13 protein-coding genes are annotated in these 11,759 nt (G+C 48.6%); 11 read left to right on the forward strand and 2 right to left on the reverse strand.

Going from position 1 to position 11,759, the window contains the following annotated elements:
* The first annotated feature begins 4 nt into the window (after positions 1–4).
* The 9 genes from crcB (at position 5) to BUA34_RS12410 (ending at position 8,119) form a co-directional block, all read left to right on the forward strand.
* A complete protein-coding gene (gene crcB / locus BUA34_RS12370) occupies positions 5–373 on the forward strand; it encodes a fluoride efflux transporter CrcB (RefSeq protein ID WP_072830061.1) in 369 nt (122 codons plus the stop codon).
* Between the two features lie 128 nt (positions 374–501).
* Complete coding sequence (locus BUA34_RS12375; protein WP_072830063.1) at positions 502–1,089, forward strand: DJ-1/PfpI family protein; 588 nt, start codon at positions 502–504, stop codon at positions 1,087–1,089.
* 149 nt (positions 1,090–1,238) lie between these two features.
* Entirely contained in the window at positions 1,239–2,366 is a 1,128-nt protein-coding gene (locus BUA34_RS12380; RefSeq protein WP_072830065.1) for an Mrp/NBP35 family ATP-binding protein, read from the forward strand.
* Positions 2,363–2,659: a DUF971 domain-containing protein gene (locus BUA34_RS12385; RefSeq protein ID WP_072830067.1), complete on the forward strand. Its 297-nt coding sequence runs from the start codon at positions 2,363–2,365 to the stop codon at positions 2,657–2,659. Before BUA34_RS12380 ends, BUA34_RS12385 begins: the two co-directional genes overlap by 4 nt.
* Positions 2,660–2,716: 57 nt before the next feature.
* Positions 2,717–3,565: a sigma-70 family RNA polymerase sigma factor gene (locus BUA34_RS12390; protein WP_072830344.1), complete on the forward strand. Its 849-nt coding sequence runs from the start codon at positions 2,717–2,719 to the stop codon at positions 3,563–3,565.
* Positions 3,566–3,589: 24 nt separating this feature from the next.
* A complete protein-coding gene (locus tag BUA34_RS12395; protein WP_072830069.1) occupies positions 3,590–5,311 on the forward strand; it encodes a tetratricopeptide repeat protein in 1,722 nt (573 codons plus the stop codon).
* A 26-nt stretch (positions 5,312–5,337) separates the two neighbouring features.
* On the forward strand, positions 5,338–7,254 hold the full coding sequence (locus BUA34_RS12400; RefSeq protein WP_072830071.1) for a tetratricopeptide repeat protein: 1,917 nt from the start codon (positions 5,338–5,340) through the stop codon (positions 7,252–7,254).
* Between the two features lie 7 nt (positions 7,255–7,261).
* A complete protein-coding gene (locus BUA34_RS12405; protein ID WP_072830073.1) occupies positions 7,262–7,687 on the forward strand; it encodes a septal ring lytic transglycosylase RlpA family protein in 426 nt (141 codons plus the stop codon).
* Between the two features lie 195 nt (positions 7,688–7,882).
* Complete coding sequence (locus BUA34_RS12410; RefSeq protein WP_072830075.1) at positions 7,883–8,119, forward strand: hypothetical protein; 237 nt, start codon at positions 7,883–7,885, stop codon at positions 8,117–8,119.
* Between the two features lie 70 nt (positions 8,120–8,189).
* Here the strand turns inward: BUA34_RS12410 and prmC are convergent, their stop codons facing one another.
* Together prmC and prfA are read right to left on the reverse strand one after the other, a co-directional pair.
* On the reverse strand, positions 8,190–9,146 hold the full coding sequence (gene prmC, locus BUA34_RS12415) for a peptide chain release factor N(5)-glutamine methyltransferase (RefSeq protein WP_074209761.1): 957 nt from the start codon (positions 9,144–9,146) through the stop codon (positions 8,190–8,192).
* Between the two features lie 20 nt (positions 9,147–9,166).
* Positions 9,167–10,234, reverse strand: coding sequence for a peptide chain release factor 1 (prfA, locus tag BUA34_RS12420; protein ID WP_072830079.1), 1,068 nt, complete (start codon positions 10,232–10,234; stop codon positions 9,167–9,169).
* Positions 10,235–10,385: 151 nt separating this feature from the next.
* Here prfA and BUA34_RS12425 point away from each other — a divergent pair, with 151 nt between their 5' ends.
* Positions 10,386–10,760, forward strand: a complete 375-nt coding sequence (locus BUA34_RS12425) for a DUF805 domain-containing protein (protein ID WP_072830081.1) — start codon at positions 10,386–10,388, stop codon at positions 10,758–10,760.
* A gap of 152 nt (positions 10,761–10,912) precedes the next feature.
* Complete coding sequence (gene tsaA, locus BUA34_RS12430; RefSeq protein WP_254794465.1) at positions 10,913–11,707, forward strand: tRNA (N6-threonylcarbamoyladenosine(37)-N6)-methyltransferase TrmO; 795 nt, start codon at positions 10,913–10,915, stop codon at positions 11,705–11,707.
* Positions 11,708–11,759 lie beyond the last annotated feature (52 nt).

Below are 11,759 nucleotides of genomic sequence, written 5' to 3' on the forward strand. Positions count from 1 at the left end.
CGAAATGAATTATTTATACGTGGCAATCGGTGGTGCTCTCGGTAGCGTATTGCGTTACTTCCTCTCATTGGTGATTCCCAAGGTTGCGGGATTCCCGTGGCCGACCTTTGTCGCAAATGTCTTGGGTTGCCTTTGCATTGGAATTTTTTCGGGACTCTTCCTTAAATGCGGTAGCTTGTCGCCAAACCTCAAACTCTTTTTGGTGACGGGCTTTTGCGGCGGCTTTACGACGTTCAGCACTTTTGCAAACGAGAACCTTGCTCTCCTCCAAAGCGGAAAAGTCGGAATGTTCGCTGCATACGCACTTGCTAGCTTTGTACTTGGTGTTGCCGCCTGCGCTGCAGGCTTTTATATCGCAGGATTCAATCGTTAAATAGTTTGTTAAAATTTACAAACATGCGTGCTTTTTTATAACGTTAGATGTATTTTGTAAATTAATCATAATTTGATTGTAGAATACAAAATAACATTCTTAAAATAACGTTTCATAAGGAGTGCGTGATGGCAAAAGCTGCTAAAAAAGTTCTACTTCTCTGTGGTGATTTTACCGAAGACTACGAAACGATGGTTCCGTTCCAGTCTATGTCCATGCTTGGCTATCAGGTAGATGCCGTGTGCCCTGACAAGAAGGCTGGCGAAACTGTTGCTACTGCAATCCATGATTTCTTGGGCGAACAGACTTATTCTGAATCTCGAGGCCATAACTTTGCCCTTACGGCAGATTTCGATGCAGTGAATGTTAAGGATTACGAAGGCCTGTTCATTACGGGCGGTCGAGCTCCGGAATACATTCGCTTGAATCCGCAGGTCATCAAGATTGTGAAGGAATTTTTCAAGGCCAAGAAACCTGTGGCTGCTATTTGCCATGGTCCGCAGGTGCTTGCTGCTGCGGGCGTGCTGAAAGGATACAAGGCTACGGCTTATCCTGCTGTTGGCCCAGATATTACTCTTGCTGGCGGTAAGTATGAGGCTGTGAATGTTGACGAAGCTGTTGTGGACCGCAACTTGGTTACGGCACCGGCATGGCCTGGCGACACTGCTATTGTTCGCGAATTCGTGAAACTCATGGGTGCAAAAATCAAGATTTAATTTTTGCGCGCTTTTGTATTTTCATGGCGCAGAAAAAAAATGTTTTCTCCAAAATGACATGTACCATCGGTATATGTCTTTTTTGTTTTGTGAAAAAGTCTAAATTTCCGTCAAGAAAATCACTTCTTACAGTCTACTTCTAACAGCCTATGCAACTGAATGAACAAAATATTTTAAGTGCTTTGCGTGCAGTCCAAGATCCAGACTTGCACAAGAATATTGTAGAACTAAACTTTGTTCAAAACCTAAAAATTGAAGGCACTAAGGTTTCTTTCGATTTGCGTCTCACGACCCCGGCATGCCCGATTCGCGACCGTTTCAAGGACCAGTGCATTGCCATCGTGAAAAGCCTTGGTGCAACCGAAGTTGAAGTCTCGCTCACTTCTTCGCAGGGTCGCGTGGGCGAAGACAATTCCGCTGCAAAGGCTCCGCAGAATTCGCACATTGGCGAAGTTGCGCATGTGGTTGCAGTGGCGAGTGGCAAGGGCGGTGTGGGCAAATCGACCGTGACGGCGAACCTCGCTATGGCGCTCAGCCTTTCTGGTGCTCGCGTGGGAATTCTCGATGCGGATATTTACGGCCCCTCCATGGGTCTCATGTTTGGCATTGACAAGGCGCCTGAAGTTTTCGAAGACAATACGATTGCTCCTGTCGAAGCGAAGGGTGGCATTAGCATCGTCTCGATGTGCATGTTTGCAGACTCCGATAAGGCGACCATCTGGCGTGGACCGATGGTTTCGCAAATGATCCAGCACTTCATTCACCATGTGCGTTGGGGCAAACTCGACTATCTCCTTGTGGATTTTCCTCCAGGAACCGGTGATATCCAGCTGACGCTCACGCAGAATTGCCCGATGGCAGGTGCGGTTGTCGTGACGACTCCGCAAGAGGTGGCTCTCGCGGACTGCCGTAAGGGGCTTGCCATGTTCGATAACGTGGGCGTTCCTGTGATTGGCGTCGTCGAAAACATGAGCTATTTCATTTGTGATGAGTGCGGCAAGCATCACAATATTTTCCCTGCGGGTGGCGGTCTGAAAATTGCTGAAAAATGGGGCGTGCCGCTTATTGGCAAGGTCCCGCTAGAACCTGCTGTTGCGGGTTGCGGCGATGAAGGTACTCCTGCTGTGCTCCGTTATCCGAACTCCGAATCGGCGAAGGTCTTTATGGATACGGCAGAAACTGTAGTCCGCACTCTTGCCGTGTTTGAATCCGAAGGCGATGGAGTCCTCAAAAACTTCAATTACGATTTCGAACAGCTACCTGTGGAGGAAGTATGATCCAGCCAAAGAAAGTATTCAGGACAAAAGAGGGTAAACTTGGCTTTGAATGGAACGATGGAACTCGCACCGCATGCGATGTCCGCAAACTCCGCTTAGCTTGTCCGTGTGCGCTCTGCGTTGATGAACATACAGGCGAAAAGCTCTTGGACGAATCAACAGTTCCCTTGGATGTAAAGCTTGAACATATCCAGTCGATTGGCCGCTATGCAGTGGGGCTCTCTTTTAGCGATGGACATCGTTCGGGAATTTACCCGTATGATAAACTCAAGGAATTGACGAAATCTGCATAAAAAACCATATTTTAAACTGTCGATGGCGGTTTGTCCAAGACAAAAGGTGTTGTTTTTATGAGTGATTTTAACGAAGCTCTTTATTTTCGTGACTTGAATAGGTATCCTACGCTGACTCCGCAGGAGGAATCGGCGCTGTTGAAAATCATCAAGAACGGTGAAACCGAAGAAATTCGAAAGTCTGCCTTGCAGCGCCTTATCCGTGGTAACTTGCGATTTGTGGTGAGTGTTGCCCGCAAGTACCAAGGTCGTGGCCTTTCCCTTTTGGATTTGATTAACGAAGGTAACCTCGGTCTTTTCAAGGCGGCTAAGCGCTTTGATATGGACAAGGACGTGAAGTTTATCAGCTACGCCGTGTGGTGGATCCGTCAGTCTATCCAGAAGGCTTTGTTCGAACAGGTGGGCGCAGTCCGCATTCCGCCTAACAAGCTTGCTCTTGTAAATCGCTTCAAGCGCGCCTTGATGCAGAACGGCGGTGACTACGACAAGACCATCTCGATGGAAGAATTTGCTCCGTACGAACGCGACATCGTCGAAGTCATGGAAAAGATTGTTGATATTTCGCTCGATGCTCCGATTGGCGACGATGCCGGTGTTTCCAGTGCCGACTCCGTGAGTACGCTTATGGACGTGCTCGGTAGCGATGGCAATCAGGACGAGGACATGGAACGCGAAGAGCGCAAAAAGCTCATTCAGGAAACGCTTTCGTCCCTCCCGCAGCGTGAAGAAGAAATCCTCCGCATGTTCTATGGTCTCGATACCGTCGAAGATACGACCCTCAAGGACATTGGCGAAGATTTGAAACTGAGCCGTGAACGTGTCCGCCAGATCAAGAACAAGACTTTGCGCCGCTTGCAGAAGAGCAAGGAACACAAAGAAAAACTGGCTGACTTTTTGGAAATTTAATTAGAACTCTAAATAGGGATTCTGATGGCGAATACCTCATCTGCTTCTCGCACTGCGGCGTACCTTTTTCTGTTTTGCTTTTTTGGGGCGCTGATTGCGTATGGTGGGTACAAACTTTACAATAAATATGGTCCCTCAAAAATTGTAGTGGGGGAAATCCCGTTCGGGCTTGAATCTGGCACGTCTGTGCTGAATGGAGATGCTCCGAACTTCAAAGCCGATGTCGAAAGGCTCCCGGTGCAGGCTCAAGCCGAATTCCGCCGTGCAGGTGAACTCTCTCGTAGCGGGGCGACTAAGGCCGCTTATGAAATTTACGATGCGCTTGTACTTTTGTACCCGAATGTCGATGCTGCTGTTTGGGGCGAAGTCAATACGTTATTCCACATGGATTCCGTAACGGAAGTGATGCGCGACCGTGCCGAGCTTTTGATCGGGCGCCTGATGGCTCGTTACCCCAATACGGGAATCAGTTTTTATCTCGATAGCCGCAAGTCACTCCTTGCAGGGAATTTGACCGTTGCTGTTGAACTTGCAAAAATGGCAAGTAATCGCTCTCCGTCTATTTACGAAATCAGACTGTGGTATGCGGAACTCCTGCTCAAGAATGGAAACATGAGGGAAGCCGCAGGCGAATGTCGTGCTGCAATCAGTCTTTCTTCGGGCGATTCGCAACGTGCGTTTGAGCTTTTGGCCAAGATTTATCATGACGAAGGCGTGCTCGATAGTGCAGCCCTTGTTATCGATTATGCTTTGACGCAGTTCCCGCTTTCGTCGGATTTGCTTTTGTTGCGTGGACATCTTGCCGAATACAATGGCAAGTTCGATGAGGCCGAAAAGACGTACCAGCGCATTATCGCTTTCCGTCCTGATTTTGAAAAGGCCCGCCGCGCCATGGCGACGATTGGCGAAAAAACGCCTCCTGGAAAGAACGGAATGTACGCGGGGTCTTCTAGGGACCGTGCTCAGGTTGCATGCGACATTCTTGCTCCGCTCGTAGAACGTTACCCGGAAAACTTGCCGCTCCGCGAAGCGCTTGGAATAGCCTATACCAAAGGTCACATGTTTGATATGGCTCGCAGCCAGTTCAACTACATCCTCAAGAACGACCCGGAATACCCAGACATCAAGGCTCGCATCAGTGAACTTGAACAAGTCCGCAGGGCCGCCATTGAAGAATACAATAACGGCCTTACCGCTAACTTGAACCGCGCTGTGGATAGCCTTCGTGAAAACATGATGCCCGAAAAGAAACATGACTTCTCGACGAAATTGGGCCATTATCTTGTTCGTTACGGTGCATCTTCGCAGGAATTCTTTAGAAAGTATTCTCCGGCTAATTTTAAACAAGTGAAACGTTTTGTATGGCAGGAATCCTTCTATGAAAATCCTTACCACCATACCTATACGGTCGTCTTTGATTCGTTGAACCGCTTTAAGGAAGTTCATGTGGTTGTTTTTGATTCCGCATCGAATTCTAACCATTTGGGGGTTGCTCCTGAGATTTTCTCTCGTCTTCTCAAGCAGAATTCCAGAATTTCGGGAATCGGCAATAACACCGGTGAAACGGATTGTGGAAACGGCGTTGTCTTGGATGCAGCCGTTTGGGAAACCCGCGATAACTTCGAAATTTTGGCCCGCATTGTCGGAAAACCGGCCGAAGTTCGCATGGTTCGCCTCGATCGCAAAACTTTGCCCCCGTCAGGCATGAAACTTTGCGATTATCTGCCGCTTCTTATGGAATTTTAGCTCGCAATTATCTATTTTGTAGCTATATGTTCCGTGGTCGTTTTTTTGCTTTAGTTTTGTTTGCTGCGTTGTTGGAAGGTTGCACTTGCTGCGCCTACTTGAATCACATGTTCAATGCAGAGCGGCTATATGACGAAGCGACCGAACTCCGTACTGCGCGTTTGGATAGCGTCCCCGACGAAACTCAGTCTTACCCGGGCAGCGAAGAATCCCAGAAGTACGAAAAAATCATCGAAAAAGGTTCCCGCGTGTTGGAACGCTTCCCCAAAAACAAGAAGCGCACCGCCGAGGCCGTTTTCCTCATTGCGGAGTCTTACAGACATAAGGCCGATTGGCCCAAGGCTATCACCAAGTACGATGAATACGAACGTTATTTTGCCGATAACGATTCTATGCGCGCCGTAGAATACCAGCGAGCCTATTGCCTTTATCGTAACCAAGAATTCAATATCAGCCGTTTTGCGCTGGAACCCGTAGTTGCCGATAAGAACCACCCTTACTATTTTCAGGGTTTGAACCTCCTTTCGCTTTTGGATGAAAAATCCGAAGCGCCCGAGCAGGCGATTGCCGCTTTGGAAGCCGTGCTTGCCGATACAAGCGGAACTCCGTACATGAAGGGCAAGGCTCATTTCCGTTTGGCCGGGCTCTACTTCAAGATGGAAAATTGGGAAAAGGCCCACCATCATTATAATGCCAAGGAAATCGAAAACTTGAACGATCGCGAACGCCAGACGGCGGGCGAGCAGTCGGCGGAATGCCTTGTGAACTCGAAGGAATACCTCAAGGCCGCAGACGAATTCAAGCAACTGTACAAGAACGATGCTTATGAAAAGCAACGTGCAATTTACCTGGTCCGTATAGGTGAAACAACGCTTTGGGCCGGTCGCAAAGCCGATGCCTACGTGATTTTCAATAAGGTCAATACGGAGTATCCCAAGACGGAACCTTCTTCGCGCAGTTACTTTAACATGGGCGATTATGAACAGACGAAGACGCTGAATTACGACCTTGCCATGTCTTATTACGACAGCAGTTATATTGCAAGATCAATTAGCGAATATGGTAGAAAGTCCCGTGAACGTCGCAATGCATTGAGAAGCCTTGTTTCGATGCGTGACCGCAACGAGGAAATTCTCCAAAGCAAAGATTCTGTCCCCAATATGAAGTCGTTCTTCAAGAATGAGTTTATGATTGCGGAACTCTTTTTGCTCAAGCTTTCCGAAGCGGATAGCGCCCTTGCAAGGCTTACGAACGTGATTGAAAAGTCCGACGACACGGCAAGCGTGATGCGTGCTTCTTATGCACGAGCTTTTATCTATGATGAATTTTTGCATGATCCGGATACGGCCGAAGAACTGTACAAGGAAATCATCGAGAAATACCCGAATACGGATTACGCTAAGCAGGCCCAGGCAAATATTGGCATGCGCGTGACAATGAAAACGCGTGAAGACGAAGCTCGTGACCGTTACATGGAGGCTGAAAGCCTGTGGACGGTGGCTTCGGAAATGCCGGTGAACAAGATGGAGCTGGTGGACTCCGCTTATGCGACTGCATTCTATGCGTTTGACAATGTCTATAAGGACTATCCGCAGACTCAGTCCGGTGTGCAGGCTCTTTACATGAAGGCCGTTTATTTCCAGATGAATCCTGAAAGATTGGATAGCGCTGCTGCGATTTATCGATATCTTCGCGATCATCATGGTCAGACCGCTTGGGGCAAGCAGGCTGCTTACGTGCTTAATACGCGCCTTACGACAACGGATGATGACCTTGCCAAATTGCGCAAGCGTACTGCCAAAACTATTGAGAATTTGGATAGAAATTCTGCTAGATATTACGAAGAATTGAATGCCAAGCCCGAAGAAAAGAAGGCTGAAATCATAAGCAAAGAAGACGAAATCCTCGAGAATACATATAACAGCATGTACGATTTTGAATAAGGGTTGTATGCATTCTCTCCGTTTTGTCGTAATTCTTTTGTGTGTCATGTTCGCCTTTTCGGGGTGCAGTGGCGCCACTCACCGCAAAGGGTATACCCGCGTTACAAAAGCATCTCGAGTTCAGGAAAAGGCCGAAATAGGTTATACCTTTTCGGGTGATGCTAGTTTTTACGGTAAGGGGTTTGATGGCAAGAAAACTGCAAGTGGCGAAATCTTTGATAGGGATGAATTGACTTGCGCTCATCGAACACTCCCGTTTGGGACTAAGTTAAAGGTTGTCCGTGTTAAAACGGGGGCATCTGTTATTGTTCGTGTAAATGACCGTGGCCCTTATGCAAAAAAGCGTGTGCTGGATTTGAGCGAAGCTGCCGCAAAGGCCATTGGGCTTGATAAAGCCGGCCATGGACAAATCAAAGCTACAGTCGTAGAATAGGCGGCTTGTCACTACAGTCATCCCGCACTTGTTGTCTTTGACTACTTGCAGCTTTGCTGCTTAGTAGTCATGATCCGCGAATGGGGACGGGATCGCCTTACACATTTTTTTTGCGATTTGTTGAAATGTCAGCTTTTGACACCTTGTGATTCTATATTAGTGCTCGTAAAAACACTAAGTCACTGAAGGTGAAAAATGAAGCGCAAAACAGTTAAGGTCAATAAGCATGTAGTCGAAATCCCTGAACAGTCTCTTTGGGATGCTTCTTCGCAAGATTCCGGCTTTTCCATTTTCAAACGCCGCATTGGGGAACTGATGCAATTGAATGGCAATGACGATTCCGCAATAGACGACGATGATTTAATTCCGTTCTACCGCATGGGTGAAAGCGAAACGTTTGTTCTCTCCGCTCTCGGCTGCACCGGATACTAAAAAAGCGGCCATTGCCGCACGCATTATGACATGTCATTCCCCACTTGATGGGGAATCTCCAATGTTGTCGCTACTTTGCTTTATAGCTGACAAAGCGGATGTTGTTGCAGAAGTCTTTGTGAATCCCCGTGAATTCTAGCCACGGATATTTTTCTGCTTCGGCCTTGAGCATTTCGCCCTGTTCCGAACCGATTTCGAGCAAAATAGAAGCTCCTGGCTTGAGCTTGCCTTCGGTCTGCTGCAAAAGTTTGCGGACAAGGTCAAGGCCGTCAGCACCGCCGAACAAGGCGAGTGCAGGGTCGTACTTTGCGACTTCGGGCTGGAGCTTGTCTTTTTCGCTGTCCGGAATGTAGGGGAGGTTTGCGATAAGGCCATCAATTTTGGCAGAGGTGTCGCCAGCGACTTTCGCGATAACATCTGCGGTGACGGCGTTCAGCAAGTCGCCCTGGGCGAAGGTCAATGTGCTTGCTGCGGTTTGCGAGTCCGTCGGAGTGTCCGCGCTTCCAGCCGCGTCAGGATTGCCCGCGAGACCATTCGCTTCAGCGTTTGTACGTGCTAACGCAAGAGCGTCTTCGGAAACGTCTGTTGCAAGAACGCGTGCGCCCTTGATTTCTTTGGCGCAAGCAATTGAAATGGCACCTGTGCCGGTGCCGATTTCGACGATGAACGGATTTTCGATGCCTTTCAAACTGTCTGCCGCCATGTCAACGAGCGATTCTGTTTCCGGGCGCGGGATAAGCGCACGGCGGTCGCACTTGATAATGAATCCGCGGAAGCTGGTGTCGCCGATGATGTGCTGTAGCGGCTCACGCGTTGCACGGCGTGCAACCATCGTGCGAAGCACGTCCAGCTCCGCTGGCGTGAGCGGCTTTTCGAAGTTCAGGTACAAGTCCATGCGGTTCTTCATCTTGAGACCGTAGCTGATGATGTACTCGGCATCGAGACGTGCATCAGGAATGCCCTTCTTTTCAAAGAAGACCTTGGTACGGTTCAAAATTTCAAGAACTGTCATCTGCGGCTGTGGCATTGGACTTACCTCACGACCCCTTACGCGTTGAACTTTCCGAGCTTTTCCTGGGCGTTTGCCATCTGGAGACCGTTGATGATTTCATCAAGATCGCCTGTGACAACCTTGTCCAAGTTGTAAACGGTGAGGCCAATGCGATGGTCCGTCACGCGGTTCTGCGGATAGTTGTAAGTGCGAATCTTGGCAGAACGGTCGCCTGTACCCACGAGGGCCTTGCGGTTTGCCGCTTCTTCCTTTTCTTTCTTGGCGATGACGGCGTCAAGAATCTTGGAACGCAACATTTCCATGGCGTGGAGTCTGTTCTGCAACTGGCTACGTTCGGTCTGGCAGCTCACCACCACACCCGTCGGGATATGCGTCAAACGCACGGCGGAGTCCGTCTTGTTGATGTACTGACCGCCAGCACCCGAAGAACGGTAGGTGTCCATATGGATGTCGGCTTCGCGGATTTCCACGTCGACTTCTTCTGCTTCCGGGAGGATAGCGACTGTTGCTGCCGACGTATGCACACGGCCCTGCGTTTCCGTTTCCGGCACGCGCTGCACGCGGTGAACGCCACTTTCGAACTTGAGCGTTCCATAGACGCTGTCGCCTTCGATGAACACGCGGATTTCCTTGTAGCCTCCCACCGTGCCTTCGCTCAAGTCCTGGATGGTCATCTTCCAGCCCATCTTGTCGCAGTAGCCGCGATACATGCGGAACAGGTCACCTGCGAAAAGTGCGGATTCGTCGCCACCCGTTCCGCCACGAATTTCGAGCGTTGCGTTACGGTAGTCCCACGGATCCTTCGGCACCATCAAAATCTGGAGTTCGTCCGTCACTTCGGGGAGCTTCTTTTCGATCTCCGAAATTTCGGCCTTGGCCATCGCGACCATTTCCGGGTCGGAATCGCCGAGAGCGATCTTGTATTCTTCAAGATCGTCCATCATCTGCAGGTATTCCTTGGCCTTCAAAACAGCCTTTTCGATACCCTTGTACTGCTTATGAATCTTGTTGTAACGAGCCTGGTCACCGAGAACATCCGGGTTGCCGAGTTCCGATTCCAGTTCTTCGTACTTTTCAATGAGTTTTTTAGCCTTTTCTTTCATCGTGCCCAAATTTAGAATATTTCCCTTTTATTGACTTTTTACAAATTTTATATATATCCATATTTGAAACGTTAAAATTTTCGTAATAAGAATGTATCTTTTGGAAAGGAATTTTTTCGAAGTCTTAAACCATAATCACAAGGAGAAAAAAATGGAATACTTCAAAAACTGCATCCTAAAACATTATGCGGACTTTAACGGGCGTGCGAGGAGAAAGGAATATTGGTTCTTCGCCTTGTTCCAGATGATTGCTATCATTCTCGTCTCTATTTTGGGTGGCTTGGTGGACTATATTCTCGGAACAGCGGGCATTGTGTCTTCTGTTCTTATTGTACTGCTCTCGCTTGGCCTTCTTTTGCCGGCATTGGCAGTGCTCTTCCGCCGTTTGCACGATATTGGCAAGAGCGGCTGGTGGATATTCATTAGCTTAGTGCCTTGCATTGGCAGTATTATTTTGCTTGTATTCATGTTCTTGGATAGTCAACCTGGAACGAACAAGTACGGTCCAAATCCGAAAGGTGTTTAATTACAACGCTCCCCTCGCGGGAGCTTTTTTGCAAACTGTTGATTCGTCTATTCTGTCAAAGATTTCTCTTGTGGCGATCCTGATTTGGACGATTTAAAGCCTCGGTTTTGCCGGGGCTTTTCTCCTGTAGTGAATATTCTATATTTCCTTGCATGCAAATTTCTCCCATTGGTACATTTTTCGGCGATGCCGTTTACAAGTATGATGCTCCGCGCCAAGGGCGCCTTTTTGCTGGGCATCCTGGGCGCATTGTGCTGAATCCGGGACAGAATTTCGAAATGGCGCTTCGCGATCTTGATGGCTTTGAACGCCTATGGGTGATTTTTCAATTTCACGAAAATGCGGGTTGGCGACCGACAACGCGACCACCTGTACCGCCCAAGGGCAAAGACCGCGTGGGCACATTTGCAAGTCGCAGTCCTTACCGCCCGAATCCGATTGGACTCAGTTGCGTACGCCTTCTCAAAATTGAGGGTCTTACTTTATTTGTAGATGAAGCGGACCTTTTGAACGAAACTCCGATTCTTGATATCAAACCGTACATTCCGATGGCCGATGCATTCCCCGATGCGAAGGCGGGTTGGGTCGAAGAACAGGTCGGCGATTTGTGGGCCATCGAAAAATCCGATGTTTTTACAGCTCAAAATAGCTGGATTGCAGAACGCAGTGCGTTTGACTTGGAGAGCTTTGCTCAGGTGCAACTTTCGCGCGGAAATTTCTCGAAGGATGTCTTTGATAGCTCTCGCCGTCGTTTAACGGTTGACGAAAACGCAAAGACAGGAGTTCTTGCTTACCGCACGTTCCGTATTCATTTTTCCTATGACGAATCTTTACGCAAGGTCTGTCTGCAAAAAATCATGAGCGGCTACACTGCCGATGAATTGCAAAATGCAGAAGATAAGTACGGCGATAAACAGTTGCATCGGGGTTTTATCGAAAAATTCTAGTTTTTCCCTTAAAAAAGCGTTTTTTGAATGATTTTTGCCCATACTGGGGGGG

It is taken from the genome of Fibrobacter sp. UWB12, assembly GCF_900142485.1.
Lineage (GTDB): Bacteria > Fibrobacterota > Fibrobacteria > Fibrobacterales > Fibrobacteraceae > Fibrobacter.

Bases quoted from the DNA above. Each gene is read 5' to 3' on its own strand.
- BUA34_RS12425 (WP_072830081.1), top strand. From the start codon at position 10,386: ATGGAATACTTCAAAAACTGCATCCTAAAACATTATGCGGACTTTAAC.
- BUA34_RS12410 (WP_072830075.1), top strand. From the start codon at position 7,883: ATGAAGCGCAAAACAGTTAAGGTCAATAAGCATGTAGTCGAAATCCCT.
- BUA34_RS12400 (WP_072830071.1), top strand. From the start codon at position 5,338: ATGTTCCGTGGTCGTTTTTTTGCTTTAGTTTTGTTTGCTGCGTTGTTG.
- prfA (WP_072830079.1), bottom strand. From the start codon at position 10,234: ATGAAAGAAAAGGCTAAAAAACTCATTGAAAAGTACGAAGAACTGGAA.
- prmC (WP_074209761.1), bottom strand. From the start codon at position 9,146: ATGCCACAGCCGCAGATGACAGTTCTTGAAATTTTGAACCGTACCAAG.
- BUA34_RS12395 (WP_072830069.1), top strand. From the start codon at position 3,590: ATGGCGAATACCTCATCTGCTTCTCGCACTGCGGCGTACCTTTTTCTG.
- tsaA (WP_254794465.1), top strand. From the start codon at position 10,913: ATGCAAATTTCTCCCATTGGTACATTTTTCGGCGATGCCGTTTACAAG.
- BUA34_RS12375 (WP_072830063.1), top strand. From the start codon at position 502: ATGGCAAAAGCTGCTAAAAAAGTTCTACTTCTCTGTGGTGATTTTACC.
- BUA34_RS12385 (WP_072830067.1), top strand. From the start codon at position 2,363: ATGATCCAGCCAAAGAAAGTATTCAGGACAAAAGAGGGTAAACTTGGC.
- BUA34_RS12405 (WP_072830073.1), top strand. From the start codon at position 7,262: ATGCATTCTCTCCGTTTTGTCGTAATTCTTTTGTGTGTCATGTTCGCC.
- BUA34_RS12380 (WP_072830065.1), top strand. From the start codon at position 1,239: ATGCAACTGAATGAACAAAATATTTTAAGTGCTTTGCGTGCAGTCCAA.
- BUA34_RS12390 (WP_072830344.1), top strand. From the start codon at position 2,717: ATGAGTGATTTTAACGAAGCTCTTTATTTTCGTGACTTGAATAGGTAT.
- crcB (WP_072830061.1), top strand. From the start codon at position 5: ATGAATTATTTATACGTGGCAATCGGTGGTGCTCTCGGTAGCGTATTG.